At 54.9% G+C, this 26,944-nt stretch carries 25 protein-coding genes; 14 read left to right on the forward strand and 11 right to left on the reverse strand.

The window, feature by feature from the left end:
• Positions 1-51: 51 nt before the first annotated feature.
• Genes ACMWKA_RS23960 through yihU form a run of 6 tightly spaced genes read right to left on the reverse strand, consistent with a single transcriptional unit; the run spans position 52 to position 8,001 of the window.
• The gene (locus ACMWKA_RS23960; protein ID WP_414760665.1) at positions 52-1,449 is read right to left on the reverse strand and encodes an MFS transporter; all 1,398 of its coding nucleotides are present in this window, start codon (positions 1,447-1,449) and stop codon (positions 52-54) included.
• A 42-nt stretch (positions 1,450-1,491) separates the two neighbouring features.
• Positions 1,492-2,874 carry an MFS transporter gene (locus ACMWKA_RS23965; RefSeq protein ID WP_038985321.1) on the reverse strand — a complete coding sequence of 461 codons (1,383 nt, stop codon included), beginning with the start codon at positions 2,872-2,874 and terminating at the stop codon, positions 1,492-1,494.
• A gap of 45 nt (positions 2,875-2,919) precedes the next feature.
• Positions 2,920-4,944 (reverse strand): alpha-glucosidase, encoded by a 2,025-nt coding sequence (locus ACMWKA_RS23970; protein WP_045294646.1) that lies wholly within the window; start codon positions 4,942-4,944, stop codon positions 2,920-2,922.
• A 17-nt stretch (positions 4,945-4,961) separates the two neighbouring features.
• Positions 4,962-6,203, reverse strand: a complete 1,242-nt coding sequence (yihS, locus tag ACMWKA_RS23975; protein WP_013099370.1) for a sulfoquinovose isomerase — start codon at positions 6,201-6,203, stop codon at positions 4,962-4,964.
• A gap of 14 nt (positions 6,204-6,217) precedes the next feature.
• On the reverse strand, positions 6,218-7,093 hold the full coding sequence (gene yihT / locus ACMWKA_RS23980) for a sulfofructosephosphate aldolase (protein ID WP_029882357.1): 876 nt from the start codon (positions 7,091-7,093) through the stop codon (positions 6,218-6,220).
• Positions 7,094-7,110: 17 nt separating this feature from the next.
• A complete protein-coding gene (gene yihU / locus ACMWKA_RS23985; protein WP_013099368.1) occupies positions 7,111-8,001 on the reverse strand; it encodes a sulfolactaldehyde 3-reductase in 891 nt (296 codons plus the stop codon).
• 155 nt (positions 8,002-8,156) lie between these two features.
• On the opposite strand from yihU, the gene ACMWKA_RS23990 reads away from it, so the two are divergent.
• The 6 genes from ACMWKA_RS23990 (at position 8,157) to fabY (ending at position 12,902) form a co-directional block, all read left to right on the forward strand.
• A complete protein-coding gene (locus ACMWKA_RS23990) occupies positions 8,157-9,053 on the forward strand; it encodes a sugar kinase (protein ID WP_414760666.1) in 897 nt (298 codons plus the stop codon).
• Positions 9,054-9,087: 34 nt separating this feature from the next.
• The gene (locus ACMWKA_RS23995; protein WP_020686879.1) at positions 9,088-9,888 is read left to right on the forward strand and encodes a DeoR/GlpR family DNA-binding transcription regulator; all 801 of its coding nucleotides are present in this window, start codon (positions 9,088-9,090) and stop codon (positions 9,886-9,888) included.
• Between the two features lie 119 nt (positions 9,889-10,007).
• A complete protein-coding gene (gene yihX / locus ACMWKA_RS24000) occupies positions 10,008-10,607 on the forward strand; it encodes a glucose-1-phosphatase (RefSeq protein ID WP_013099365.1) in 600 nt (199 codons plus the stop codon).
• Positions 10,601-11,482: a virulence factor BrkB family protein gene (locus tag ACMWKA_RS24005; protein ID WP_013099364.1), complete on the forward strand. Its 882-nt coding sequence runs from the start codon at positions 10,601-10,603 to the stop codon at positions 11,480-11,482. Before yihX ends, ACMWKA_RS24005 begins: the two co-directional genes overlap by 7 nt.
• On the forward strand, positions 11,479-11,916 hold the full coding sequence (gene dtd / locus ACMWKA_RS24010; protein WP_013099363.1) for a D-aminoacyl-tRNA deacylase: 438 nt from the start codon (positions 11,479-11,481) through the stop codon (positions 11,914-11,916). The genes ACMWKA_RS24005 and dtd overlap by 4 nt, the downstream gene beginning before the upstream one ends.
• Positions 11,917-11,960: 44 nt before the next feature.
• Entirely contained in the window at positions 11,961-12,902 is a 942-nt protein-coding gene (fabY, locus tag ACMWKA_RS24015; RefSeq protein ID WP_013099362.1) for a fatty acid biosynthesis protein FabY, read from the forward strand.
• Between the two features lie 12 nt (positions 12,903-12,914).
• Here fabY and ACMWKA_RS24020 read toward each other — a convergent pair whose 3' ends face one another.
• Complete coding sequence (locus ACMWKA_RS24020) at positions 12,915-13,832, reverse strand: alpha/beta hydrolase (protein WP_414760667.1); 918 nt, start codon at positions 13,830-13,832, stop codon at positions 12,915-12,917.
• A gap of 229 nt (positions 13,833-14,061) precedes the next feature.
• On the opposite strand from ACMWKA_RS24020, the gene ACMWKA_RS24025 reads away from it, so the two are divergent.
• A complete protein-coding gene (locus ACMWKA_RS24025) occupies positions 14,062-14,373 on the forward strand; it encodes a hypothetical protein (protein ID WP_013099360.1) in 312 nt (103 codons plus the stop codon).
• The gene (locus tag ACMWKA_RS24030; RefSeq protein WP_013099359.1) at positions 14,374-14,664 is read left to right on the forward strand and encodes a helix-turn-helix domain-containing protein; all 291 of its coding nucleotides are present in this window, start codon (positions 14,374-14,376) and stop codon (positions 14,662-14,664) included.
• Positions 14,665-14,706: 42 nt separating this feature from the next.
• Here the strand turns inward: ACMWKA_RS24030 and fdhE are convergent, their stop codons facing one another.
• Genes fdhE through fdnG form a run of 4 tightly spaced genes read right to left on the reverse strand, consistent with a single transcriptional unit; the run spans position 14,707 to position 20,230 of the window.
• Positions 14,707-15,636, reverse strand: a complete 930-nt coding sequence (fdhE, locus tag ACMWKA_RS24035; RefSeq protein ID WP_029882351.1) for a formate dehydrogenase accessory protein FdhE — start codon at positions 15,634-15,636, stop codon at positions 14,707-14,709.
• Complete coding sequence (gene fdoI / locus ACMWKA_RS24040) at positions 15,633-16,268, reverse strand: formate dehydrogenase cytochrome b556 subunit (protein ID WP_013099357.1); 636 nt, start codon at positions 16,266-16,268, stop codon at positions 15,633-15,635. Before fdoI ends, fdhE begins: the two co-directional genes overlap by 4 nt.
• On the reverse strand, positions 16,265-17,167 hold the full coding sequence (gene fdxH / locus ACMWKA_RS24045; RefSeq protein ID WP_014833793.1) for a formate dehydrogenase subunit beta: 903 nt from the start codon (positions 17,165-17,167) through the stop codon (positions 16,265-16,267). The genes fdoI and fdxH overlap by 4 nt, the downstream gene beginning before the upstream one ends.
• 12 nt (positions 17,168-17,179) lie before the next feature.
• Entirely contained in the window at positions 17,180-20,230 is a 3,051-nt protein-coding gene (gene fdnG, locus ACMWKA_RS24050) for a formate dehydrogenase-N subunit alpha (RefSeq protein ID WP_086527976.1), read from the reverse strand.
• Between the two features lie 383 nt (positions 20,231-20,613).
• Between fdnG and fdhD the strand changes: the two genes are divergently transcribed.
• The 6 genes from fdhD (at position 20,614) to ACMWKA_RS24080 (ending at position 26,929) form a co-directional block, all read left to right on the forward strand.
• Positions 20,614-21,450, forward strand: a complete 837-nt coding sequence (fdhD, locus tag ACMWKA_RS24055) for a formate dehydrogenase accessory sulfurtransferase FdhD (protein WP_194501206.1) — start codon at positions 20,614-20,616, stop codon at positions 21,448-21,450.
• 114 nt (positions 21,451-21,564) lie between these two features.
• Positions 21,565-21,777 carry a DUF1471 domain-containing protein gene (locus ACMWKA_RS24060; protein ID WP_013099352.1) on the forward strand — a complete coding sequence of 71 codons (213 nt, stop codon included), beginning with the start codon at positions 21,565-21,567 and terminating at the stop codon, positions 21,775-21,777.
• Between the two features lie 405 nt (positions 21,778-22,182).
• Complete coding sequence (locus ACMWKA_RS24065) at positions 22,183-22,881, forward strand: DUF1120 domain-containing protein (RefSeq protein ID WP_414760668.1); 699 nt, start codon at positions 22,183-22,185, stop codon at positions 22,879-22,881.
• An 81-nt stretch (positions 22,882-22,962) separates the two neighbouring features.
• Positions 22,963-23,658: a DUF1120 domain-containing protein gene (locus tag ACMWKA_RS24070; RefSeq protein ID WP_414760669.1), complete on the forward strand. Its 696-nt coding sequence runs from the start codon at positions 22,963-22,965 to the stop codon at positions 23,656-23,658.
• A 74-nt stretch (positions 23,659-23,732) separates the two neighbouring features.
• Positions 23,733-24,416, forward strand: coding sequence for a fimbria/pilus chaperone family protein (locus tag ACMWKA_RS24075; protein WP_047351646.1), 684 nt, complete (start codon positions 23,733-23,735; stop codon positions 24,414-24,416).
• 20 nt (positions 24,417-24,436) lie between these two features.
• Complete coding sequence (locus ACMWKA_RS24080; protein WP_414760670.1) at positions 24,437-26,929, forward strand: fimbrial biogenesis outer membrane usher protein; 2,493 nt, start codon at positions 24,437-24,439, stop codon at positions 26,927-26,929.
• The last annotated feature ends 15 nt before the right edge of the window (positions 26,930-26,944 follow it).

Below are 26,944 nucleotides of genomic sequence, written 5' to 3' on the forward strand. Positions count from 1 at the left end.
GAATAAAATCCCATTCAGACGCCGGATAGATTCAAGCAAGCCAACTTGTCGTCAAAATCGGTGTTGCAAAAACGGGAGTGACCATAGATTCCGTTTTCCAATCTCCTCGATAATAAAGGCGAAGCGCGCTTCGTTGAGTTTATAAAACAGCCCCATGGTCACGGCGGCAACGACGGCCAGGCCGCACGGCCAGAGGAAAATAAGCTGACGCAGACCAAGTAGCGTGCCAGCGCTCTGCACCGCATGGGGAACGTAGCCAATCTGGGTCAGCATGATGCCAGGCAGAAAACCGGCGAGGGCGGCAGAGATTTTGCGCGAGAAGGTATAGCCGGTATAAACCGACCCTTCAGCACGAATGCCCGTTTTCCACTCGCCGTAATCAACGGTATCCGGTACCAGCGCCCAGTTCAGGCTGTTCACAAACGCCGTGCCGAAAAACGCCATGCAGGAAAACAGCACGAACAGCAGGGAACTGGTCCCCCAGAAGAAGTTCAGCACGTCGCCCACCGCCCACAGCGCCAGCCCGCCCAGATAGACCGGTTTTTTGCCAAAGCGCTTCACCGCGCCGGGCACCAGAAACACGCCAATCAGAATGCATCCTATGCTGAAAAAGCCCATCCACGACAGCAAATGCAGATCGTTTAGCACGTACTGGGTGTAATAGACCTGAATCGCCAGCTTGATGTTAAACGCGGCAAGGGTACACAGGTTGGCGATACACAGCACCAGCAGCGGCGGATTGCGGAAAATCGCGCAGAATGATTTCAGAATGCCGGGCTTATGGTGATCGGGCGTAAGCTCCACGTAGCGCTCTTTCACGCCGCTGTAGCACCACCACATGCAGACCAGGCCACCGGTGACGAACACCAGCGCCGCCACCAGATAGCCGAGGGAGGGCTGGCTGACGAACAGCGCCTGAATGGGCATAAAGCCGACGGTGCAGAGCAACAGCCCCACGGTTGCGCCGCCCTGACGCCACGCCGCAAGCTGTGCGCGCTCGTTCGGGTTTTTGGTAATGGCCGGTACCATCGCACCGTAGGCGCAGTTCATCAGGCTATAACAGAGGCCAAACATCATGAAGAGCACAGTGGCGAGCGCCGTTTTCACCGTCAGGCTAAAGTCGTTGGCCATAAACTGCGCCGTCGCGACCAGCGCCACCGGGACGGAGGCATAAAGAATGAATGGCCGGAATTTTCCCTTCGCGCCGATGTTACGCCGGGAGTCCAGCAGCACGCCGGTCAGCATGTCGGTGAACGCGGTAAAAAACTTCGCTACCAGGAAAATAATGCCGCCATAGAAGGCGGGCATGCCCAGTTCGTCGGTGTAAAACTTCAGCAGATACAGCGTGCCAATACACAGCATCAGATTCGAGCCAAAATCGCCCATCCCGTAGGCGCACTTCTCTCGCAGGCTCAATTTCAGGGTTAACGGATCAGTGTTATATGTCATGGTCGATCCTCAGAGCGCCCGCAGGGCGCTCTCTCTCGTCATTTATGCCGTACGTTTACGCAGTTCGATCTCTTCCACGATGCGCACATACATCTTCTCGTTGAGATTGTAGAAACAGCCCATCGCCACAATGGTGATGACCGCCAGCAGGCTCGGATAGATAAAAATCAGCTGCCGCAGTCCTTCAACCGTTCCGGCGGATTGCACCACGTTGGGCACATAGCCAATTTGCGTGAGCATGATCCCCGGGAAGAAGCCCGCCAGTGCCTGAGATACCTTCCTGAAGAAGGTAAAGCCGGTGTAAACCGTCCCTTCAGATCGCACGCCGGTGCGCCACTCGCCGTATTCCACGGTATCGGATACCAGCGCCCAGTTCAGGCTGTTCACGAACGCGGAGCCGAAGAAGGCCAGGCAGGAGAACGCCACAAAGCTCACCGAGCCGCCGCCGAAGAAGTAGTTGAGCAGATCGCCCGCCACCCAAACCATCAGCCCGCCGATATAGACTTTTTTCTTGCCGAAGCGCCGCACCGCGCCGGGCATCATAAAGACGCCGATAAAAATACAGCCCATGCTGAAGAAACCCATGTACGACAGCAGTATCGGGTCGTTCAGCACGTACTGCGTGTAGTAAACCTGGATGGCGAGTTTGACGTTAAAGGCACCCAGCGTGCAGAGGTTGGCGATGCACAGGATAAACAGCGGACGGTTTCCGGCAATGGCGCGAAACGACTGCAACAGCCCCGGTTTTTGCGCCGAATGAGCAGGCTGCGTCTCGACGTAACGCTCGGTCACGCCTTTGTAGCACCACCACATAAAGAACAGCCCGAACAGCGAGAAAAGCGTGGCGGCAAAGATATAGCCAAGCTGATCGTTGCCCTCAATCAGGTTCATTACCGGGACAAAACCGACGGTACAGAGCAGCAGGCCAAGCGTGGCGCCGCCCTGACGCCAGGCGGCCAGCGAGGCGCGCTCGTCCGGGTTTTTGGTAATGGCGGGTACCATCGCGCCGTAAGAGCAGTTCATCATGCTGAAGAACAGGCCGTACAGCATGAACAGCACCGTTGCCATCACCGTTTTACCGGTGATTTCAAACGGCGTACCGACGAAGTTGGCAATCGCCAGCAAGGTCACCGGGAAGGCGGCATACAGCACGAACGGGCGGAATTTCCCTTTCGGGCCGATGTTGCGCCGGGAGTCGAGCATGATCCCGGTGCCCATATCGGTGAAAGCGGTAAAGAATTTGGCAATCAGGAAGATAATCCCGCCGTAGGTACCCGGCAGGCCCAGCACGTCGGTATAAAACTTCAGCAGATACAGCGTGCCGATATCCAGCAGGATGTTAGAGCCGAGATCGCCCATCCCGTAGGCGAGTTTTTCTTTAAACGGCAGGCGTAGGGTTGCCGGATCAGAAGTATGTTGACTCATTATTGTTCTCCGTCTGCCCGCAGGTTTCCCCGCGGGCGAGCCTTATCAGATATGACGTAAGGTGTTAAACAGATCTGCCCATTCGCTTTGCTGGCGATAGAAGACCGGCGGTTTGCCGAGCGGGGCAGCAACGGTCACCTCACCGCCCTGGCAGGTTTCACCCGTCCACACATTCACCCAGTTGTCCTGCGGAAGATAGAGCGTCCAGTCGTGGCGGCCCTCTTCATGAACCGGTGCCACCAGCAGATCGCGGCCAAACAGGTACTGGTATTTCAGCGTGTAGGCGCGCGCGTCGTCTTCATAATGCAGGAACAACGGGCGCATCACCGGCAGGCCACTTTTCGCGTTCTGCGCAACCGCAGCTTTGATGTACGGCTTCAGGGTGGTGAACACGGTGGTCATACGTGCAAAGTGCGCGATGGTTTCGGCGTCGCCGTCGAACTGCCAGTTGTCACCCGGGCGGTTACCTTCGTGGGTACGCATCATCGGCGTAAAGGCGCTGAAGTCGCACCAGCGCAGCAACAGCTCTTTGGTGCGTTTCATCTCGAACAGGGTGGTATAGCCGCCGATGTCGCTGTGGTGCAGCCCGTGACCGGTCATCGCCAGAGACAGCGCAGCAGGTACGACGGACGCCAGACCGTCGTCCAGGCTCCAGTCGACGTTCTGATCTCCCGCCCACATCATTACCGAGTGCTTCTGGCTGCCGGTATAACCCGCGCGCATGAAGAACAGGATCTCGCCGAGCTTGCCGGTCTCTTCCAGCGCCTCGTAGTTACATTTGGCCCACAGGGCAGGCCAGGCGTTATGCATGATCTCCGCGCTGACGCCGTTGTGCAGGAAGGTATCGGTTGGCAGATATTCGCCAAAATCGGCCATCCAGCCACTGCAGCCCAGTTCGATCAGGTTCTTTTTGATCACCTCTTTGTACCAGCCGTAGGCTTCCGGGTTGGTCAGGTCGATGACGCCCGCGTAAAACTCGCCAAACTCGACGTGGTAGTCCTTGCCGTCGGCATTTTTGGTCAGATAGCCGCGTTTTGCCGCCTCTTCACAGAGATCTTTGTCGCTGGCGACGTACGGGTTGATATAGGAGAGGAACTGCACGCCTTCCTGTTTCCACTGTGCAATACGCTCATTAAGCTGCGGATACAGCTCGCTGTTCCACTTCCAGTTCCACATCACGCGTTTGCCAAAGGAGGTCATGCGGATGCCGGACCAGTCCTGCGCCCAGATGCCGTTCACCTTCACCCCGCCCTGGCGCATGACGTCGAGCTTGTGCTGACACACCCCGGTGCCGCCCTGAATGCCCAGCGTCACGCCGTCGTAAACCCAGTCCGGCAGCTCCGGCTGTCGCCCCAACAGGCCGGTGAGTTTTTCCAGCAGATCGACGTAGGTTTCTGCACATTCAAAGCGCAGCGTGGCGTTATCTTCCCAGAACGCCAGTTCGTGGAAATCCGGCGCGCTGAAGTCGAAGTTCATGTAGCAGCTGTTATCCACGTGGCAGTAGTACTTCTGGGTGCTCACGAAGGTAGGCTGGGGGAAGAAGGTCCAGTAATAATCGCCGCCCGCGTTCTCTTTGCAGTCGGCCTGCCAGGTCACGTAGGTCTGCTTATTGCGGCCCACCCCCTGTTCGCTGGTCCACAGCGGGAACGGCTTTCCGCGCAGATCAAAGTACGAGAACTGCTCGCCGCAGCCGTAGATATGATCTTCAGGCTGGGCCGCCAGCCGCAGCCAGATGCGGTTGTGACAGGTGGCATCATTTTTCAGCTTCAGTTCCAGACGGCCTTCTGCATCCACACCCACCAGCAGCGTCGCGCTCACCGCATCGCCACGGGTAAAGCGGATCGCCCAGCCTGCGCTTTGCTGTGTAACGGTCGCGTCCGTCAGGGCGATTTTTTCGTTGAGCTTGTCTTTGATGCTGAAGTTGCCGCGAAACATATCGATATCGGCAACGCCCGCGCCGATCCACAGGCAAGGTTCATCGGTGGAGTGGGATAAAATCAGACGGTCCTGCCAGCGCAGGGTGAAGCCATGTTCGTTATTTTTCAGATCAATATTGTGTAGGGTACGCATAGAAAACTCCGTCTTTATTATTTGGCCTGGCTATCCAGTAATCCGGCGGCTACGGCAGGGGCTAAGCCCGGGGCCAGCGGCAGGCGGGGGATCACCAGGCAGTGCAGCAGATGGTAAATATCCTGCTTGCCGTCCCAGACTTTGGTGGTCACTTCGTTGTTGGTGTCCAGCTCCTGCCACCAGGATCCGTTCTCGTAATCCATCAGGTATTTGATGCAGTAATCCCACCATTTCTGATACCAGGCTTCGTACTGCGCCTCGCCGGTTACGGTGTAGAGCGCATACGCAGTGCCCATCGCCTCGACGATCGGCCAGCGCACGCGTTCGCGCACGATAGGCTTGCCGTCCCAGCCAACGGAGTAGACGAACCCATCGGCTCCGTCTGGCGCCCAGGCATCGCGGATGGTGGCGTGGAACAGTCCTTTTGCGTCTTCCAGCAGCCACGCCGGTGGGGTTTCGAAGCGGGCTTCCAGCGCGGCACGCAGGTGCAGCATCAGGCGGCCCCACTCAATCCAGTGCCCTGGTGTGCCGCCGTAGGCGCGAAAACGGTGGGCGGGATTATCGATGTTGTAGTCGCGGATCGGGTTCCAGTTGGTATCGAAATGCTCGTTAACGCGATACTCACCTTTGCGCGCCACGTCGTGAATAATCACCGAGGCGATGCGCAGGGCGCGGTCGAGCCATTTACGATCGTGGGTTACGTCATACACGATGAGGAAGGCTTCCACGGCGTGCATGTTGGCGTTACCGCCGCGGTAATCTTCCGTTTTGCTGAAAGCTTCATCCCAGGACTCCAGGCACATCTGCTCCTGTTCGCTCCAGAAGTAGCGCTCAATCACCTCAATGGCGTCGTCCAGCAGCCTGCGCGCCTGCGGATGTCCGGTGGTGACGGCGCTCGCCGCGCCCAGCAGTACGAAGAAGTGCTGATAGCCCTGCTTGGAGGCATCCACCACGCCTTCATCGTTAACACAGGCGTACCAGCCGCCGTACTGTTTGTCGCGCAGCGGGCCGTTCAGGGCATTGATGCCGTGCTCAACCAGGGCATACGCACCGGGACGACCCATGTTCGCCGCTACCGCGTAAACGTGCAGCATACGGGCGGTGATCCACAGATGCGTGCCCATATCGCTGCGAACCTGCCCGTTATTGCCCAGCCAGCCGAAGCCGGTCGGTACGGCGGCGTTTTTACCGAAATCAAGAATGCGGTCGGTCTCTTGTTCGAGCCAGCGGTTATGACTCAGGGTGTTAAACCATTTCATGTTCGGGTCCTTTCTTAACGGCGAGCCATCATTTCGTCGACGATCTCACCCAGACGCTGCAGTTTAGGTACGGAAATATCGCGAAGCATCAGCCCGGTGTCCGGCAGGCCAATCACCGATGACCAGACGGCGCGACCGGCTAAAAAGCCTGATGCCCCCGCCTGCATGGCAACGCTCACGGCGCGCGGGAATAATTTTTCGTCCACGCCGGAGGAGAGGATCACCCACGGCATGGCGATGTGCTCGTTCAGCTTCTGCGAGGCCGCCAGCAGTTCCTGCTGCGTGCCTTTACCCAACAGCGGCATCTCCACTTTGTAGAGGTCTGCACCGCTGTCGCCCAGTTCTTTGGCCGCATCGATAATCGCCTGTTCGCGGTTAAACCCGGCGCCGCGACGCGGTGGACGTACCACCGGCTCTATAATGCTCAGCAGGCCGTTGTCGTGGCACAGGGAGTTAAATGCCTTCACCATCTCAAGACGCTGCTGCGCGTCTTCATCGCTACGCCATAGCACCAGTAATTTCAGCGCCTTGCCGCCATCGCGTTTGACCGCCTGCGCATCGACGTTCTTGTCGATCGTCACGCTGTCGACGGGAATACCGTTCCCAGGAATAAACTCGTCGGCCGCCACAATCAGCGCGCAGCTTTTAGCTACGGCCTGCTGCTCCACAATCTGGCGATAGCAGAACTGCTGGTCGACGAGAATGGCAGAGGCGTACGGCGACAGAATTTTCGCCGCACTGACCTTAAAATCCGTCAGATGCTGGTCCGTGACCGGCACCGGCGCACCTGCTGCGGCAAACATCAGGCGCATCGCTTCGCGCTGATCGACGGCCAGCATCGCAAAACCGCCGGAAGGTCGGGTGATATCTTTCAGGGTGTACATCGTCATTCCTCAGTCCTTTCGTATCAGTGTGATTTTTTCAGCCCGGCAGATGCGCGAACCTGTTCAAGAATGGCTGTCCAGTCTTCGCGCCCGCGCCCGGCGGCGCGTGCCTGGTTGTAAACTTCGCGGGAAGCCGCGCCCAGCGGCATCGGAACGTGGAGCTGGTTGGCCACGTCCAGGGCGATCCCCAGATCTTTATGTGCAAGATCGATCATGAAGGCGGGTGAAAGATCCCCTTTCAGCACCTTGTTCGGCCAGGAGGTGGTGAAATGGCCTTTACCTGCAGGCGTGCCGCTCATGACCTTGAGCGCCACCTCAAAGGAGAGACCGAGCGCTTCACACAGCACGGCCGCCTCGGCGGACAAGGCGTTTAGCGCAATGCTCATGTAGTTATTGATAAGCTTCACGCGGATGCCCATGCCCGGCCCGCCGGCGTTAATCAGCTCATTGCCCATCGCCATTAACACGGGGGTGGCGCGCTCAACCTGCTCCGCCGTGCCGCCTGCCAGCAGGAGCAGCGTGCCGGCGATGGCATGGTCTGAGGTGCGCCCGACAGGTACGTCCATCAGGCTGAAGCCACGCCCGGCCATGTCGCGGATCAACGCGTCGGTTTGCAGGGGATGAATGGTCGACATATCGATCACCAGCGCGTCGCGAGATAAGCCTTCGCAAACGCCGTGTTCGCCAAACAACACGCTGCGCACCAGGTCGCCGTTGGGCAGCATGGTAATGACGAACTCGGCATCCGTTGCGGCCTGCGCGGGCGTTGCCGCCGCCTTCGCGCCGCTCTCCACCAGGATCTGAACCGCCTGCGGGTTCACATCAAAGACCTGAAGCTGGTGACCTTGCTTCAACAGATTCTTCGCCATTGGCGCGCCCATCTGCCCTAAACCGATAAATGCGATTGCTGACATGCCTCTCTCCTGTCATATCGTGTCAATTTTTGCGCGTTTATGTTGTCTGTTTTTGATCGTATTTGTAATTTATAGTCAAAAAATTGACAGGGGTCACTTTTTAAACATTTGATGAAATTAAAATGAAGGCATCAGAAATTGCAGAAGGAAGCACCATGACTCGCATCGTTTGTGTCGGCATAACCGTGCTGGATCGCATCTGGTATCTCAATGATTTACCGAAAGAAGGTGGGAAATATGTCGCAAAAGACTATACGGAAGTGGGCGGCGGCCCGGCGGCAACTGCGGCGGTGGCGGCGGCAAAACTGGGGGCATCCGTGGATTTTATTGGCCGGGTGGGTGACGACGATACCGGCAGAAGGCTGCTTGCGGAGCTGGAATCCCTGGGGGTGAACACCCGCTACACGCGCATAGTGAAAGATGCCCGCTCGTCACAATCGGCGGTGCTGGTGGACGGCAGCGGGGAACGCATCATCGCGAACTATCCCAGCCCCGATCTTCCCGCTGCGGCAGACTGGCTGCAGGGCATCGACTTCTCGCAATGGGACATTGTTTTAGCCGATGTGCGCTGGCATGAAGGGGCGAAGCAGGCGTTTACCCTTGCCCGCCAGCAAGGCGTCCCCACGTTGCTCGATGCGGATACAACCCCTCAGGACATCGCAGAACTTATCGCCCTCAGCGATCATACTGCCTTTTCCGCGCCGGGGCTGCGTCGGGTAAGCCATCTTGAGGAAACGGAAGGTGCGCTTAAAAAAGCACAAACGCTCACAAATGGACACGTCTATGTCACGCAGGGCCGGGACGGCTGCTTTTGGCTGGAGAACGGTGCCCTGTGCCATCAGCCGGGCTTTGAGGTCGAGGTGGTTGATACCACCGGGGCGGGGGATGTTTTCCACGGTGCCCTGGCGGTCAGCCTGGCGCAACGGTTATCTCCAGCGCAAGCCGTGCGCTTCGCCAGCGCCGTCGCCGCGCTGAAATGTACTCAGCCCGGCGGTCGCGCAGGTATACCCGACTGTGATCAAACCCGCTCTTTTTTGTCACTTTTTGTATAAAATGCGGGGCGTGATGGTTTTCAGAGGACAGCCCATGAGCCTTACCGAACTGACCGGCAACCCGCGTCACGATCAGCTGCTGACGCTGATAGCCGATCGCGGATATATGAACATTGATGAACTGGCGCAGCTGCTGGACGTCTCGACGCAAACCGTGCGCCGGGATATCCGCAAGTTGAGCGAACAGGGACTGATTACGCGACATCATGGCGGTGCGGGCAGGGCATCCAGCGTGGTGAACACGGCCTTTGAGCAGCGCGAAGTGTCGCTGACTGAAGAGAAGCGGGCTATTGCCGAAGCAATTGCCGACTATATTCCTGATGGTTCGACTATTTTCATCACCATTGGCACGACCGTGGAGCACGTGGCCCGTGCGCTGCTCAACCATAACCATCTGCGTATCATCACTAACAGTCTGCGGGTGGCACACATCCTCTATAAAAATCCGCGTTTTGAGGTGATGGTGCCCGGCGGTACGCTGCGTCCACATAACGGCGGCATTATCGGTCCGGCGGCGACGGCGTTCGTGTCTGGCTTTCGGGCGGATTATCTGGTGACCAGCGTGGGGGCGATTGAACACGACGGCGCGATGATGGAGTTTGACGTCAATGAAGCCAGCGTGGTGAAAACGATGATGGCTCATGCCAGACATATTTTACTGGCGGCCGATCATACGAAATACACCGCCTCTGCCGCCGTGGAAATTGGCAACGTGGCCCAGGCAACGGCGCTCTTTACCGATGAACTGCCCGGCTCTGCGCTACATAATCATCTCAAATTCAGCAAGGTAGAAGTTGTCGAAGTCAGCACAGGCGACGAGCAGCAGGCTGGATAACCTCTCTGACGGCCCGAAAATCCCTTCGGGCCGTTCCTTTCTTTAAGCTGAATCTGGCGCATAGCCAAACCTTATCTTTCCCGCTACAGTTACTTTTCCACGGCGAGCAGGAGATAAACATGCTTTATATCTTTGACTTAGGAAATGTAATCGTCGATATCGATTTCAATCGGGTGCTGGGCGCATGGAGCGATTTTAGCCGTGTCCCGCTGGCGACGTTAAAACAGAGTTTCGCCATGGGCGAGACATTCCATCAGCATGAACGGGGTGAGATCAGCGACGAAGTGTTTGCTGAACGTCTGTGCCATGAAATGGATCTGCCGTTAAGCTACGAACAGTTCTCCCACGGCTGGCAGGCTGTATTTGTCGCTATCCGCCCTGAGGTTATCGACATCATGCATAAACTTCGCGAGCAGGGTCACAGGGTCGTCGTGCTGTCGAACACCAACCGCCTGCACACCACGTTCTGGCCAGAGGAATACCCAGAAGTTAAGGCCGCAGCAGATAAAATCTACCTCTCGCAGGAGATGGGGATGCGTAAACCCGAAGCGCGGATTTATCAGGCGGTACTGCAAGCGGAAGGATTCTCCGCGTCCGATGCGGTCTTTTTCGATGACAATGCCGATAATATAGAGGGAGCTAACCAGTTGGGTATTACGTCAATTCTGGTGACCGGAAAAGAGACTATACCGAACTACTTTGCGAAGCAGTTATGCTAAAAACCGTTCATCAAAAAGCCACGCACCATACTCGCCCGCTCAGGGCCTGGCTAAAACTCCTCTGGCACCGTATTGATGAGGACAACATGACCACGCTGGCGGGTAACCTCGCCTACGTGTCGTTGCTCTCCCTGGTACCGCTGGTGGCGGTTATTTTTGCCCTTTTTTCCGCTTTTCCCATGTTTGCAGAGGTCAGCCTGCAGCTGCGTCACTTCGTCTTTGCGAATTTTATTCCTGCCACTGGCGATGTGATCCAGAACTACATTGAACAGTTTGTCGCAAACTCCAGCAAGATGACGGCAGTGGGGGCGTGCGGGCTTATCGTCACCGCGCTGCTGCTGATGTACTCCATCGACAGTGCGCTTAATACGATCTGGCGGAGTAAAAAAGTCCGCCCGAAGGTCTATTCCTTTGCTGTTTACTGGATGATTTTAACCCTCGGCCCGTTGCTGGCGGGGGCGAGCCTGGCGATTAGCTCCTATCTGCTCTCCCTGCGCTGGGCCAGCGATCTCAACGGTGCCATTGATAACGTGTTGCGTATCTTCCCGCTGATTTTATCGTGGCTCTCTTTCTGGCTGCTCTACAGTGTGGTGCCGACCACGCGCGTGCCGAACCGTGATGCGGTTGTTGGCGCACTGGTGGCAGCGGTACTCTTCGAACTGGGCAAAAAGGGGTTTGCCCTTTACATCACCATGTTCCCCTCCTATCAGCTCATTTACGGCGTACTGGCGGTGATCCCCATTTTGTTTGTCTGGGTTTACTGGACCTGGTGTATCGTCTTGCTTGGTGCGGAAATAACTGTCACTCTCGGCGTATACCGCGAACTTAAAAAAGCAGCAGAAGCTGAAAAACAACAAGAAGCAGACCAACCATGATTGCATTGATACAGCGCGTAACTCGTGCCAGCGTCACCGTGGAGGGAGAGGTGACGGGTGAAATTGGCCCAGGACTTTTAGTGTTGTTAGGTGTCGAAAAGGATGACGACGAACAAAAAGCCAACCGCTTATGTGAACGCGTGCTGGGCTACCGTATCTTCAGTGATGCGGAAGGCAAGATGAACCTTAACGTCCAGCAATCGGGCGGAAGCGTGCTGGTGGTTTCCCAGTTTACGCTGGCCGCCGATACCGAACGCGGCATGCGCCCGAGTTTCTCAAAAGGTGCGGCCCCGGATCGGGCAGAAGCGCTTTACGAGTACTTTGTTGAGCGTTGTCGCCAACAGGAAATGAATACGCAAACCGGACGATTTGCTGCAGATATGCAGGTATCGCTGGTGAACGATGGCCCCGTTACATTCTGGCTCCAGGTATGAGCCAACTGGCGGCGTGGCCGCGGGTAACAAGAGAGAGTACAGCTATGTATCACCTTCGAGTACCGCAAACGGAAGAAGAGTTAGAAGCCTATTACCAGTTCCGCTGGGAAATGCTGCGCAAGCCATTACATCAGCCTAAAGGGTCTGAACGCGACGCCTGGGACGCCATGGCACATCATCAGATGGTGATGGACGAAGAGGGTAACCTCGTTGCCGTCGGGCGTCTGTATATTAATGCCGATAACGAAGCCTCTATTCGTTTTATGGCGGTCCATCCCTCCGTGCAGGACAAAGGGTTAGGTACGTTGATGGCCATGACCCTGGAGTCAGTGGCCCGTCAGGAAGGCGTTAAGCGCGTGACCTGTAGCGCCCGCGAAGATGCCGTTGAGTTCTTCGCCAAACTCGGATTTGTTAATCAGGGGGAAATTACGACCCCGCAAACCACGCCGATTCGCCACTTTTTGATGATTAAACCCATCGCCACGCTGGATGATATTCTCCACCGCGCGGACTGGTGCGGACAGCTTCAGCAGGCCTGGTATCAGCACATCCCTCTCAGTGAAAAGATGGGGGTGCGTATTCAGCAGTACACCGGGCAAAAATTCATTACCACCATGCCGGAAACCGGCAACCAGAACCCACACCACACGCTATTTGCCGGCAGCCTGTTTTCGCTCGCCACGCTCACCGGCTGGGGGCTTATCTGGCTGATGCTGCGTGAACGCCACCTTGGCGGCACGATCATTCTGGCTGATGCCCATATTCGCTACAGCGCCCCCATAAGCGGTAAACCGAGCGCCGTGGCCGATCTCGGCTCTTTGGGGGGCGATCTCGACCGCCTGGCGCGCGGCCGCAAAGCCCGTGTACAGATGCAGGTTGAACTCTTTGGCGATGAAACCCCAGGCGCGGTGTTTGAAGGCACCTATATCGTTCTGCCTGCGAAGCCGTTTGGCGCGTATGAAGAGGGCGGGAACGAAGAGGAATAAGGTTCCCCGATGTTATCGCCGGGCGGAGTTGATCCGCCAGGCGATGTCCCGAAGAACGTCTCGCGCTGATGGACTGACGCCGGCAAGCTGGAAGAAGCCGTGGATGACACCCAGCCAATGCTGCGCTGTGCAAATAACCCCTTGTTCTGTCATATGTTGATAAAGCGCCTGACCCTCGTCGCATAGCGGATCGTACTCGGCGGTAATAATGTGTACCGGCGGCAGGCCGTTGAAATCATCCCGCCAGAGTGGGCTGGCTTCAGGGTCCCGGCGGTCTGTCTCTGCCAGGTACATGTCATAACCACTCAGCAGCGTATCGCGCGTGATAACGTAGTCCTGCCCATTATGGGTGTAGCTTGCAAAGCTGGCTGTGGCGTCGAGCATAGGGTAAATAAGGATAAGCTGGGCCGGATTCCACTGTGTTTTAGCCTTGAGCCGCAGCGCGGTGACCAGCGCCAGATGGCCGCCTGCACTGTCACCACAAAGCGTAATCCGGTTTTTATCCACACCGACTTTTTCTGCATTTTGCCAGACAAGCTCCGCCGCTCTCTCTGCATCATCATGCGCAGCGGGGAAAGTATGCTCCGGTGCCAGCCTGTACTGAACCGCAACCACCCGACACTGACCGTAAAACGCCAGCTGGCGGAGCTGATTGTCATGGGTTGCAAACCCACCGCTGACAAAACAACCGCCATGGTAGTAGAGGGCACAAGGTAACGTTTCAGCGACATTGAGAGGCGAGAATACCCGAATGGTAAGGCCATCAATGACAAGCGTTTCAACCTGCACGCGGGTTTCGGTCTCGCTGGCAAGTACAGTGCTGGCTACATATCCGGCTCTCCGGTCATCAATACTCTGCTTACGTGCGCCAAGTCGGCCTGCAGCGATAAAATCCTGCACAAGCTTATCAATACCCTTTTCCAGTGCCATGGTGATGTCCTTTTGCTGTATGTATGCACAGTCTTATAACCTGTATGAAGGCAGATGAAAACAATCAAATTAAGTAGAACCAGAGATTTGGAAAAAGGCTCGCAGAAACCAACTTCACTCAATGAAATAAATGGATATGTTACTGAAAACTCAATAACGTACCTCACATAGGGGTACGTCATTGACGTATATTGGAGATGTGTTACTCTAAGCCAATGGCGTATAATTTATGCTATTCATTGAAACGGATATCTTCACAGAAGACGTCAAAACGTTACTGGATGACGACGAATACCATAAGCTTCAGGTGTTCCTGGCAACACAACCTGATTATGGCGATCTGATCCAGAATACCGGGGGGCTGCGAAAGATTCGTTGGCTTTCAGGAGGCAGGGGAAAGCGCGGTGGAGTAAGGGTTATTTATTTTCATCGTACCCACGAGTTTGAAATCAGATTGCTGCTCATCTATCGCAAAGGGATCAAAGATGACCTGTCCGCGAGAGAAAAAGCCATTCTGAAAAAGATGATTGAGAGGTGGTAAATGGATAAGGCACTGTTTGAGCGATTAACACAAAGCATAGCTCAGATGGATGACATTGTCGGGGGGAAACGCGAGCCGTCGCGCACCTTTCAAATCGATGCGATGAAAATCAAAGAAATTCGTCAGGCGTCTGGGTTGTCCCAAAGTAAATTCGCGAACTTAATCTCAGTCAGCGTTGATACGTTGCGTAACTGGGAACAAGGACGACGTTCGCCTACCGGTCCCGCAAAGGCATTGTTGCGTGCAATTGCGAATGATCCACAGCACGTTATTTCGGCTTTATCAGATTAATTAGCCCGACAGCAAAGTAGCTTGCCGGGCTAATGAGGGAGATTACTCCCCTTCACCCGGGAACAGGAACGGGTTGATAGAGCTACGGGCAAAGCCCTCTTGCTCCATTTTGGCGTCCAGAATCAGCGAGGCGAGATCGTCGGCCACCGCTTCAACTTTCGGGTCTTTTTCCTGATACAGAATCTTCAGATACGTACCGCAATCGCCGCAACTTTCAGCTTTTACCGCCGCGTCTTCATTTTCCAGCGACCAGTAGTTCAGATCGCGGGTCTGCTCGCAGTTGCTGCACTTCACGCGCACCACATGCCACTCGGTTTCACACAGGTTGCAATGCAGGTAGCGCAGCCCCTGGGTGGTGCCGATTTGTACCATGCTGGAGACTGGCATTGAGCCACACACCGGACAGAACTGGCGCGCTTCGCCGTATTCGGCGCGCGCTTTACCGGGGATCAGACTGGCCATTTGGGCCCAGTAGAGCGACAGCGCAGCCCAGATAAACGGCGCTTTATCGCTGCTGACCAGCGAGAAGTCAGAGGCAAACAGCGCGCTCGCCATCTCTTCCAGCTCCTGATCGGAGGCTTTTTCCAGGTTCTCAATGACCGCCAGCGCGGTGCCGCTCATCTCGGGCTTCAGCTCGGCAATCAGAGAATGCAGCAGCTTATGCCAGTGCTTGTCACGCGGCAGGACGTGAATATCCAGCGGTGGCTTGCCCTGCTCACTGGCTTCTTTGATGCGCGCAGTCAGGTCCATTTGTAGCGGGTGGTCGTACAGCACCACTTCCTGCGCATGGGCAACCAGCGCGGCAAAACGCAGAAAATCGCCCAGCGGGTTGTTCTCTGCCAGCTCGCGCAGGCGCTCTGCACGGCGGTTGTAGAGGTTCTTGAGTCTGGGGAATAACAACGGCGGAATATATTCCGCCGTGCGTTTCTCGCTCGACCCCAGCTCATCTTGCGGGATTATGCGAATACTCATTCAGATGACTTTTCCTGTTTCTGGCGGACTTCACGATACCAACGCGGGTGATGTTTCTTCGCCCACGTTTTGGTTACCCATCCTTCCACCATCGCGGTAATGGTGCCTTTCACCCAGAGGGCGGCGTAAATATGCACCATGATAACCACAATTAACGCCACTGCGGCAAATGAATGCAGCATCAGCGCGAATCGGATCACCGGGATTGAGAAAGCAGGCGCAAAGTACGGACGCCAGATGATCACGCCGCTCACCAGCAACAGGACCAGGAAGATAATCGCCGCCCAGAATACGCACTTCTGGCCGAAGTTATAACGCCCGGTGTCACCCACTTCCTCGTTGACGACGATCTTACGAATATTCTTCGCCCAAAAGATATCATCCCGATTGATTAGGTTATGGTGCCAGTAACGGAAAAACATGATGATAAACGAGGCAAACATCACCACACCCACGAACGGGTGAAGGATGCGCGCCAGCTGTGGCGTACCCAGTATCTGCATCAGCCAGTTGAAGGACGGGAAGAAGAACCCCAGCCCGCTTATCGCCGCCAGCATAAAGCAGAAGGCGGTGACCCAGTGGTTGATGCGTTCCGGCGCGGTGTAGCGCACGATGGTGTCACGTTTTTTCATTTGCGCACCTCGTCTTTCTCTTCATGCAGGTTGTCGTCTTCCTCTTCCGCGCGGTTCGGACCGACGCCGACGTAGTGGAAGATGCTCGCTGCGAAGGTGGCAGCAAAGCCTACCGCTGCCAGCGGTTTCCAGATGCCTTTCCAGAACTTCACGGTGGCGCTGATTTCCGGGTTCTCCGGCAGGCCGTGATACAGATTCGGCTTGTCGGCATGGTGCAACACGTACATCACGTGCGTACCGCCCACACCGGCCGGATCGTACAGGCCAGCGTTATCGTAACCACGGGTTTTCAGTTCACCCACGCGTTCGGCCGCCAGCGTTTTCATATCCTCTTTGGAGCCAAAGTGGATGGCGCCGGTTGGACAGGTTTTCACGCAGGCTGGCTCCTGGCCAACGTTCACGCGGTCAACGCACAGCGTACATTTGTAGACGCGGTTGTCTTCCGGGTTCAGTCGCGGCACGTCAAACGGGCAGCCCGCGATGCAGTAGCCGCAGCCGATGCACTGCTCGGACTGGAAGTCGACAATGCCGTTGGCATACTGAATGATAGCCCCTTCTGACGGACACGCCTTCAGGCAGCCCGGATCCGCACAGTGCATACAGCCGTCTTTGCGGATAAGCCATTCCAGTTTGTCGTTCTGCTCCACTTCAGAGAAACGCATTACCGTCCAGGACTTGGCGGTCAGGTCGGCCGGGTTGTCGTACACCCCGACGTTGTGACCCACTTCGTCACGGAGGTCGTTCCACTCTGAACAGGCCACCTGACAGGCTTTACAGCCGATACAGGTGGTAACATCGATAAGCTTCGCCACTTCCTGCTGGTGGTCCCGCGCCTGAGGCGCGGGCGTGAAACCGTTAGTCGCGGAACGACGAATAATGTCCTGAGATTGATAAGCCATAAGTCGTCTCCGTTACACCTTTTCCACGTTCACGAGGAAGGCCTTAAACTCCGGCGTCTGCGTGTTCGCATCACCGACGAATGGCGTCAGGGTGTTCGCAATGAACCCTTTCTTCGCCACGCCCTCATAACCCCAGTGAATCGGAATACCGATGGTATCCACCTGCTGACCGTGTACGTTCAGCGTGCGAATACGCTTGGTCACTACCGCCTTGGCCTTGATATAGCCACGGTTGGAGGAGACCTTCACGGTATCGCCATGGGCAATGCCGAGCTTGTTCGCCAGCTTCTCGCCGATCTCCACAAACTGTTCCGGCTGCGCGATGGCGTTAAGTAGCGCGTGCTTGGTCCAGTAGTGGAAGTGCTCGGTCAGACGGTAAGTGGTGCCCACATACGGGAACTTGTCTTTTTTACCCAGCGCTTCAAAGTCGCCCTTAAAGATACGGGCAGCCGGGTTAGAGACCACGTTCGGGTGCAGCGGGTTAGTACCCAGCGGCGTTTCAAACGGCTCGTAGTGTTCCGGGAACGGCCCTTCCGCCATTTTATCGATGGCAAACAGGCGTCCCATCCCTTCAGGCTGCATGATAAACGGCCCGACATCGCTGCCTGGTGCGGCAGTGCTGTAGTCCGGAATATCCACGCCGCCCCATTTCGCGCCGTCCCATTTCAGAAGCTGACGCTTCGGATCCCACGGGTTGCCCTGCGGGTCAGCGGAGGCACGGTTATAGAGAATGCGGCGGTTCAGCGGCCATGCCCAAGCCCAGCCCAGCGTATTGCCAAGGCCCGATGGGTCAGCGTTATCGCGGTTGGCCATCTGGTTGCCTTTCGGCGTCCAGCTACCGGTAAAGATCCAGCAACCGCTTGAGGTGGTGCCGTCATCACGCAGGTGCGCGAAGGTGCTGAGCTGATCGCCTTTTTTCGCCAGCACGGTACCGGTGGCCGGGTCGATAACGTCCGCCAGCGCCTTACCGTTGCTCTCCATCGCCACTTCTTCCGGGGATGGATTCTCCGGCGTCGAATAGTTCCAGGTCATGTTCAGAACCGGTTCCGGGTTCGCGCCGCCTTCTGCCGCGTACATCTTACGCAGGCGTAAGAAGATACCGGCCAGGATCTCGCCGTCGTTCATGGCGATGCCCGGGGCGTCCGCACCTTTCCAGTGCCACTGCAGCCAGCGGCCAGAGTTGACGATAGAACCGTTCTCTTCCGCGAAGCAGGTTGATGGCAGACGGAATACTTCGGTCTGAATTTTTGACGGATCGACGTCGTTCGATTCACCGTGGTTCTGCCAGAAGGTAGAGGTCTCGGTGTTGAGCGGGTCGATGGTAATCAGGAACTTCAGTTTCGACAGAGACTCGACAACCTTGTTCTTGTTCGGGAACGAGGCGACCGGGTTAAAGCCCTGGCAAATGTAGCCGTTGACCTGACCCTGGTGCATCATCTCGAAGTACTGCAGCACGTCGTAACCTTTGTCCCACTTCGGCAGCCAGTCAAAGCCCCAGCTGTTTTCCGCCGTCGCTTTGTCGCCGTAGAAGGCTTTCATCAGCGAGACGAAGAACTTCGGATAATTGCCCCAGTAGTTCACCTGGCCTTCAAGCAGCGGTTTTGGCGTGCTGGCTGTCAGATAGGTTTGCAGGTCCGGTTGTTTCTCGCTTGGCAGGTTCATATAACCCGTCAGGCTTTGTGACAGCAGGCCGAGGTCGGTCAGACCCTGAATGTTGGAGTGACCGCGCAGGGCGTTCACGCCGCCGCCTGCCATCCCCATGTTGCCGAGCAGCAGCTGAACCATCGCCATGGTACGGATGTTCTGCGCACCAATGGAGTGTTGCGTCCAGCCGAGGGCATACAGGAACGACGCGGTTTTGTCTTTCGCGCTGGTTTCGGCGATAAGCTCGCAGACCTTCAGGAAGTCAGCCTTTGGCGTACCACAGATGTTCTCAACAACGTCCGGCGTATAGCGAGAAACGTGCTCTTTCAGCAGGTTCCACACGCAGCGCGGGTGTTGCAGGGTGGTGTCGCGCTTCGCAAAGCCGTTCTCGTCCAGCTCGTAGTTCCAGCTGGTTTTGTCGTACTTGCGTTTTTCGGCGTCGTAACCGCTGAACAGGCCATCTTCGAAGTGGTAATCCTCACGCACGATCAGGCTGGCGTTGGTATAGGCTTCGGTGTATTCGCGGTTGTATTTTTCGTTAGTCATCAGGTACAGCAATACGCCTGACAGGAAAGTGATGTCAGTACCTGAACGAATAGGGGTGTAGAAATCCGCCACTGACGCTGTACGCGTAAAGCGGGGATCGATCACAATCAGTTTCGCACCGTTGTGGATTTTGGCTTCCATCGCCCAGCGGAACCCGACAGGGTGCGCTTCAGCGGCGTTACCGCCCATCACCACAATGAGGTTGGCGTTCTTGATGTCGACCCAGTGGTTGGTCATCGCACCGCGACCAAATGTTGGAGCAAGACTTGCTACCGTTGGTCCGTGTCAGACACGCGCCTGGTTGTCGACCGCGAGCATACCGAGTGCGCGCGTGAATTTCTGAGTTAAATAGCCGGTTTCGTTACTGGAAGCCGATGCACACAGCATCCCGGTGGAGAGCCAGCGGTTGACCGTCACGCCGTCGGCGTTCTTCGCAATAAAGTTGGCATCGCGGTCTTCTTTAATCAGTTTAGCGATGCGGTCAAATGCTTCTTCCCAGCTGATTTGCTGCCATTTATCAGAGCCAGGCGCGCGATATTCCGGGAATTTCAGACGGCTTTCGGAGTGGATAAAGTCCACCAGACCGGCCCCTTTCGGGCACAGCGCGCCGCGGTTGACCGGGTGGTCCGGGTCGCCTTCGATGTGGAAGATAGACGCTTTGGCGTTTTTAGCACCGTCGCCGAGGCTATACATTAACAGCCCGCAACCGACAGAGCAGTACGTACAGGTATTACGGGTTTCACGGGTGCGCAGCAGTTTATACTGCCGCGTTTCCGCCAGCGCTACGCCAGGCGCAAAGCCCAGTGCCGCTGCCGTGGTGCCTGCCATACCGCCAGCGCAGATCTTAAAGAACTGCCTTCTGCTGACCTGCATGGGTCACTCCTTGTTTCGACATTGCTTACATATGTAGTTTTGACTTCGCGGTTGAATAATGACCGCAAAGGAGAAAAATTTGCGTTAATCCCTCATTTCTCCGGGGGATATCACCAGAATACCACAATGTCGGTACGCCTGTTCCAATGGCGTTAATACAAAGTGAACGTATTATCACCGTGTTGATTATAAAGTGTGATATCAATCACACTATTAACCCCACATGTTACAGGGGTGTAGCATGGCGCCGGTTGCACCTCTCCAGAATGAGTAGGTAAACTTGAGGCGGTTGGATGCTGAAAAGTTGATCCATACTATGCGTAAGGCCTGCGGTTTATGCTGCAATAGCAGGCTCACCTCCGTGGTTGTTCAGGAAAACCGTTGTGTCTAAACAAAACCGTGCTACCCACTCGTCACCGCTGCCAGCAGGCATTGTGGAGCTGTCGGTACATCGACCCCCTCACATTACCCACGCCACGCCCGATTTTCTGGCGGAAGAAGTCCCCGTCGCTCTGGTGTACAACGGCATCTCGCACGTTGTGATGATGGCGTCGCCAAAAGATCTTGAACTGTTCGCCATCGGGTTTTCGCTCTCGGAAGGCATCATTGCGCATCCGCAGGACATTTACGGCATGGATGTGGTTCAGGCCTGCAACGGTCTGGAAGTGCAGATCGAACTCTCCAGCCGTCGCTTTATGGGGCTGAAGGAGCGTCGTCGCGCGTTGGCCGGGCGAACAGGGTGCGGCGTCTGTGGCGTTGAGCAACTGAACGATATCGGCAAACCGGTCGCGCCGCTGCCCTTTACGCAGACCTTCAATCTGGCCAACCTCGACCACGCGCTTGCCCACCTCAACGACGTGCAGCCCATCGGTCAGTTGAGCGGCTGTACGCATGCGGCGGCATGGGTTCTGCCATCAGGCGACATCGCCGGGGGGCATGAAGACGTGGGACGTCACGTGGCACTGGATAAACTGATGGGGCGTCGGGCGCGGGAGAGCGATCTCTGGCAGCAGGGCGCAGCGCTGGTTTCCAGCCGCGCCAGCTACGAGATGGTGCAAAAATCTGCAATGTGCGGTGTCGAAATCCTGTTTGCGGTCTCGGCGGCGACGACGCTGGCGGTAGAGGTGGCAGAGCGTTGTAACCTGACGCTGGTCGGGTTCTGCAAGCCGGGAAGGGCGACAATTTATACCCATCCGCAGCGATTAATTGTTGATCAGTAATTTTGAATGATAATAGCAAATCCTTCCGCTTTTCGTTGTCGGCTATGAGGTCTAGTATTTATCTCATCAAGGCACGGTGCCTTACCTAAACAACTTAACGAAAGGGTTTATATCATGAAAAGCATCAAAACTTTTGTCGCTGTAATCGCTCTGGCTGCTTCATTCGGTTCTTTCGCTGCACAAACTGTTACCGCCTCTGCCTCCACGCTGGATGGCGCAGAAGCGAAAATCGCTGCTCAGGCTCAGGAAGCGGGCGCGTCCTCTTACAAAATTACTCAGGCATTCTCTGGTAACCGCGTACATATGACCGCGGAACTGAACAAATAAGTTGTGTTGCCACTGTCCCTTGCTCTTCGGAGCGGGGACAGGTGTAAACATAAAGCCATCCTGCCTCTTGCTTGCAAAGGCGATATCTCCTCTCCCTTCTCAATTGTTATTCCTGTTTAGCGCTCATCGTTAAATAACTCTCTTAAATAATTCATCAGATAAGATTGTCGTTAACATAATTCTCTTCAATGCTTTTAAGCCACTGGTGTTATTTATATTCATGCGTCAAATCATTGATCTTAATAGTTAAGGAATTCCTCAGGTCTAAATCCTAAAGATGGGTCAGACAATTGATAGCGGTTATTGATGCTGGTATTTTCCGGCAATTAATATTGCTTATCGATACCCTCGGCCAAATGTTGGCATTTGGCTTTCTTTTGTATTTCACCTTAATAAGGAAATTGAATGAACGCATTGATCAAAAAAGGAATGCTGGTTACAGCGTTAGCCATGTCGGTTAATACAGCTATGGCTGCACAAAGCATTGATATTAAAGTAACAGGTAAAATCCTTCCATCCTCATGCACTCCAGCCTTCCCAAGCGGTGGCGGTGTGGCTGACTTTGGTACCATGAAGGTTGCCTCACTCAACTCAACCAGCATGACCCCGCTGACGGAAATGAAAGAAATTCCTGTTGCCATTACCTGTGAAGAAGCCACGCGTGTTGCTGTGAAGTTTACCGATTCGCGTGATGACTCTTCACCCACTGAAAACGTCGTAATGGGTAATGGCTTTACCGGTTCGCCATCTACTGTGTTTGGTCTGGGAATGTATAACGATAAAAAAATTGGTGCCTATGCATTAGCGTTATTCCGTACTCAAGGTGCAAACACTAACAGTAATGGTGACCCGCTTTATCCATTGGCGAGTATAGATGGAGGAAAAGGCTGGGTTGTTAGAGGCGCCGACTATATGCAAATCAACAGTGACAATTCTGAAATTTATGCCTTTACTTCAGATAAAACGAGTGGCGCGCCTTCTGCAGAAAGCAAGATCAACTTTAAGGTTGCTGTGAGCGCCACAATCAACCCAACCAACGATTTAAACGTCACGGATGAAGTGACGCTGGACGGTTTAACCAACGTTGAGCTGGTTTATCTCTGATTATCACATCGCTGATAATTCACCGCTCCTCAATTCAGGTTATGGGAGCATTATTCATCAATATAGTGCCAAGGAAATTAGATGAGCGCTCTAATCAAAAAAACAATGCTGGTTACCGTGTTAGCCATGTCGGTTAATACAGCTATGGCTGCACAAGGCATTGATATTAAAGTAACAGGTAAAATCCTTCCATCATCATGCACCCCAGCCTTCCCAAGCGGCGGCGGTGTGGCTGACTTCGGTACCATGAAAGTGGCCTCTCTCAATTCGACAAGTGCGACCCCGCTGACGGAAATGAAAGAAATACCCGTTACCATCACCTGTGAAGAAGCCACGCGTGTTGCGGTGAAGTTTACCGATTCGCGTGACGACTCTTCCCCAACAGATCTTATCACGATGAAGACGTTATATGGCTCCCCAACGTTTACCTTTGGTCTGGGAATGTATAACGATAAAAAAATTGGTGCCTATGCCTTAGCGTTATTACGCACTCAAGGTGCTAATACTAACGATGCGGGTGACTCACTTTATCCGATGTTGAGTTCTGATGGGGGTAACGGCTGGGAATATAGAGGTAATGACTATCTGCAAATCACCAGTGATAACAGTGAAATTTATGGATTTGGTACGGAGCGCTCTAGTGGTGTACTTTCAGCACAAAGTAAAATCAACTTTAAGGTTGCTGTTGAAGCCTCAATTAACCCAACCAACGATTTAAACGTCACGGATGAAGTGACGCTGGACGGTTTAACCAGCGTTGAGCTGGTTTACCTCTGATTATCACAGTGCTGATAATTCACTGCTCCTCTGATTAGGGGAGCAGTCTCCATCAATATTAACGGACTAATATTATGATTCTCTCTAAAAAAACGTTGTTCTGCGTTTGCCTCTTTTCGTCGTTGCAGACATTTGCCGCCGGTATGGTGCCAGATACTTCCCTGCTGTTGATTAACGAAGACGAGCGGGGAGCGAGCATGGATGTGAAAAATAGCGACGATACCGCCCAGCTTCTTTATACCCGTATTGTCGATTTACCGGACGATCCCACACCCGGTGTTATTGTCACTCAACCGGTGGTACGTGTAAATGCCGGTAAAACGCAGCGTGTCCGCTTTGTATTAAAAGACAGCGCGGAAAAATTAAAAACAGAACACTTAAAACGCGTCATTTTTTCCACTATTCCGCAACGAGAGCAGAATAAAGTGAAAATGGTGTTCAGCCAGAATCTCCCGGTCATTATTCACCCGGCGGGTCTCGACGTGAATATGGAGCCGTGGAAAGATCTGCGCTGGCAGATTAAAAATGGCAACCTGACGGTGGTAAACGATACGCCTTATGTGGTGCGTATGGAGCAAAACGCCACATTATTACCGTCACGAATTAAGGTCAAATTCGATAAAAGCTATATTCTTCCCGGCCAGACGATGATAGCGACGTCAGAAAACAAAATATCCGGGCAGAATAACAAAGTAGAAATGTACCCTGCTACCCGCTTTGGCTATAAAGCCAGTTCTTACGTTGCTGAAGTAAAATAATAATACCCGACGGAGTGGCCATGAATATTTCCCCCTGTAAAACAGGCGTGCTGGCATTTTGCCTGAGTGCGGTGGCATTCGGAATTCGTGCAGAAATTCTGCCAACGGCAGCGCCCACTATGGAGCTGGCAAGAGCGTTTTTCGATACCCAGGCGTTAAAAGAAAATGGCCTCGATCCGGCTATTGCTGACTATTATGCCGTCGCCCCGCGATTCATGCCGGGTTACCATAATGTCACCGTGCTGATTAACGGCAAAAAGCGCGGCATTATGCCCGTGAAATTTAATGATGAAGGTCTTCCGTGTATTGATGGGGAATTTCTGGACGCCGCCGGGTTATATAAAAAACTCAAGCGTGAAACGTGCCCTTCAATTCACCAGTACTGGAAAAACGCAACGGTCGTCACTTCTCCAGACGTAGACGAAATTTCACTGGTTGTTCCGCCGGAGGCCATTAACCCGGAAAGTGGCCGCCAGGTGGCTGACGTGCGTGGCGGACGCGCGGCTATGCTGAACTACTCCATGTTTGGCACCCATTACGACTTTGATGGTGATAAGTCCGATCGCTTTCAGTCTTCGTTTGAATTTGGCTTTAACGCAGGCGACTGGATTGTGCGCAGTTCGCAGTTTATCAGCGACGGCAGCGGCATGTCGTTCGAGAGCGACTCGCTCTACACCTATGCACAGCGCACTTTTACCGACTACGGCGTGATGGTGCAGGGGGGGCAAATTAACATCGCCAACAGCCGCTTCAGTATCCCCGGCATCTATGGCGTACAGATGATGCCGGATAACGCTCTCCTGCCGGGCTACAGCAGCGGTATTGAGGTGAGTGGTATTGCCCGCAACGCCCAGGCGCGCGTGGACATTCGCCAGGGTGGACAGCTGATCTTCTCCACGCTGGTGCCTGCCGGGCCGTTCACCTTAAGCGATGTGCCGGTTGCTAACCTGAACACGGATTTAAAGGTCACGGTGACAGAAACCGACGGCAGCGAAAGCCATTTTACGGTTTCCGCCAGCACCTTCCGTAGCAACCACGTGGGCCGCGCGCCGGGGTTTTCACTGGCCGTCGGGCGTGCAGAGGACATGGAGACAAACTTTACGCAGCCGTGGATTGTCGCCGCATCAAACGGCTGGTCCATTAACAACCGGATGAACTTTCTCGCCGGCATGGTGATGGCAGATAACCACTATTACGGTTTCTCCGCCAACATTGACACCGTGCCGATGCAGCATATGTATGCCTCGCTGGGTTTTCTCGGCTCCATTGATAACCTCTCGCAAACCGACGGTAACAAAACCACGCTGGATCTCGGCTACGCCTTACCGTGGGGGCTCGGCCTGTCCCTTGGCGGGAGCTACGGTACGCCGAAGTATCGTGAAATGCAGGAGTTATACAGCGATGACGATGACTACTCGACCACGAAATACGACACCAACGTTGGCGTGAGCTGGTCGAACCCGACGCTGGGCCGTTTCTCTCTGAGCTATTACAACAACCAGACCTGGAACAGCGAATACGACAGCCGCCGCATCATTTCGTCATGGTCGCGGTCGTTCCGCTATTTTAACGTCAGCGTAAACTGGGAATCAGACATCAGCCACGGTGATAAGTACACCAGCGACAGCGATATGTTTTATGTGAACGTCTCTGTGCCTCTGGGCCGCACCGGCGTGTCCACCAACAGCTGGTACCGTGAAAACGAGGGCAAAGCCTCTTACGGGACCCGCGCCATGGGGTCATTTAACGATGAAAACACCTACACGGTGGGCGTCTCTAAGGATCACGATGACAGCGTAACCAACTGGGATGGTTCGCTGAACAGTAACCTGCACTACACCACGCTCGCGTTGGGGATTGGCGGTGACAATGAAAGTAACCGTAACTCCTCGATCGCACTGAGCGGCGGTATTGTCGCGCACGGTGATGGCGTCACCTTCTCACCTTATCCGGTAACAGATACCTATGCGGTAGTGGCGCTGGACAAGCCCGTTGCCGGGGTGGCGATAGGTACCCCGCGCGGTAACGTCTGGACGGACAAATGGGGCAGAGCGGTTGTGCCCGCCCTGACACCGTTTAGCGAAAGTACGGTTGAAATAGATACCCAAAGCCTGCCGGGCAATGTGGACGTCAGCAACGGTCATGCGTCGCTGAAGGCCTCCCACGGAGCATTTGCTCACTGGAAGTTCACCACGCTGAGCCAGCGCCGCGTGCTGCTGAATATTACGCGCGCGGACGGCACGCCGTTACCGAAAGGCGTCTCTGTCGTGAATGGGAAAGGGGAGTACATCACCTCTGCACCGGAAGACGGCATCATTTTCCTGAATGATATTTCCGCCAGCCAGACGCTGTATGCGAAGCAGGATACTGGCCGTTGCACGCTGAGTTTCACCTTGCCGGAAGCGGATCCCACTCAATTCTACGAGGAGATAAACGGAATCTATGGTCACTCCCGTTTTTGCAACACCGATTTTGACGACAAGTTGGCTTGCTTGAATCTATCCGGCGTCTGAATGGGATTTTATTCC

Source organism: Enterobacter sp. 03-F-07-AD-ECC (assembly GCF_047530935.1).
Classification (GTDB): domain Bacteria; phylum Pseudomonadota; class Gammaproteobacteria; order Enterobacterales; family Enterobacteriaceae; genus Enterobacter; species Enterobacter cloacae.

Bases quoted from the DNA above. Each gene is read 5' to 3' on its own strand.
- yihT (WP_029882357.1), bottom strand. From the start codon at position 7,093: ATGACGATGTACACCCTGAAAGATATCACCCGACCTTCCGGCGGTTTT.
- ACMWKA_RS24025 (WP_013099360.1), top strand. From the start codon at position 14,062: ATGCTATTCATTGAAACGGATATCTTCACAGAAGACGTCAAAACGTTA.
- yihS (WP_013099370.1), bottom strand. From the start codon at position 6,203: ATGAAATGGTTTAACACCCTGAGTCATAACCGCTGGCTCGAACAAGAG.
- fdhE (WP_029882351.1), bottom strand. From the start codon at position 15,636: ATGAGTATTCGCATAATCCCGCAAGATGAGCTGGGGTCGAGCGAGAAA.
- ACMWKA_RS24030 (WP_013099359.1), top strand. From the start codon at position 14,374: ATGGATAAGGCACTGTTTGAGCGATTAACACAAAGCATAGCTCAGATG.
- fabY (WP_013099362.1), top strand. From the start codon at position 11,961: ATGTATCACCTTCGAGTACCGCAAACGGAAGAAGAGTTAGAAGCCTAT.
- ACMWKA_RS24020 (WP_414760667.1), bottom strand. From the start codon at position 13,832: ATGGCACTGGAAAAGGGTATTGATAAGCTTGTGCAGGATTTTATCGCT.
- dtd (WP_013099363.1), top strand. From the start codon at position 11,479: ATGATTGCATTGATACAGCGCGTAACTCGTGCCAGCGTCACCGTGGAG.
- fdoI (WP_013099357.1), bottom strand. From the start codon at position 16,268: ATGAAAAAACGTGACACCATCGTGCGCTACACCGCGCCGGAACGCATC.
- ACMWKA_RS24070 (WP_414760669.1), top strand. From the start codon at position 22,963: ATGAGCGCTCTAATCAAAAAAACAATGCTGGTTACCGTGTTAGCCATG.
- ACMWKA_RS24005 (WP_013099364.1), top strand. From the start codon at position 10,601: ATGCTAAAAACCGTTCATCAAAAAGCCACGCACCATACTCGCCCGCTC.
- ACMWKA_RS24080 (WP_414760670.1), top strand. From the start codon at position 24,437: ATGAATATTTCCCCCTGTAAAACAGGCGTGCTGGCATTTTGCCTGAGT.
- ACMWKA_RS23990 (WP_414760666.1), top strand. From the start codon at position 8,157: ATGACTCGCATCGTTTGTGTCGGCATAACCGTGCTGGATCGCATCTGG.
- ACMWKA_RS24060 (WP_013099352.1), top strand. From the start codon at position 21,565: ATGAAAAGCATCAAAACTTTTGTCGCTGTAATCGCTCTGGCTGCTTCA.
- yihX (WP_013099365.1), top strand. From the start codon at position 10,008: ATGCTTTATATCTTTGACTTAGGAAATGTAATCGTCGATATCGATTTC.
- ACMWKA_RS23970 (WP_045294646.1), bottom strand. From the start codon at position 4,944: ATGCGTACCCTACACAATATTGATCTGAAAAATAACGAACATGGCTTC.
- ACMWKA_RS24075 (WP_047351646.1), top strand. From the start codon at position 23,733: ATGATTCTCTCTAAAAAAACGTTGTTCTGCGTTTGCCTCTTTTCGTCG.
- yihU (WP_013099368.1), bottom strand. From the start codon at position 8,001: ATGTCAGCAATCGCATTTATCGGTTTAGGGCAGATGGGCGCGCCAATG.
- ACMWKA_RS23965 (WP_038985321.1), bottom strand. From the start codon at position 2,874: ATGAGTCAACATACTTCTGATCCGGCAACCCTACGCCTGCCGTTTAAA.
- ACMWKA_RS24065 (WP_414760668.1), top strand. From the start codon at position 22,183: ATGAACGCATTGATCAAAAAAGGAATGCTGGTTACAGCGTTAGCCATG.
- ACMWKA_RS23995 (WP_020686879.1), top strand. From the start codon at position 9,088: ATGAGCCTTACCGAACTGACCGGCAACCCGCGTCACGATCAGCTGCTG.
- ACMWKA_RS23960 (WP_414760665.1), bottom strand. From the start codon at position 1,449: ATGACATATAACACTGATCCGTTAACCCTGAAATTGAGCCTGCGAGAG.
- fdxH (WP_014833793.1), bottom strand. From the start codon at position 17,167: ATGGCTTATCAATCTCAGGACATTATTCGTCGTTCCGCGACTAACGGT.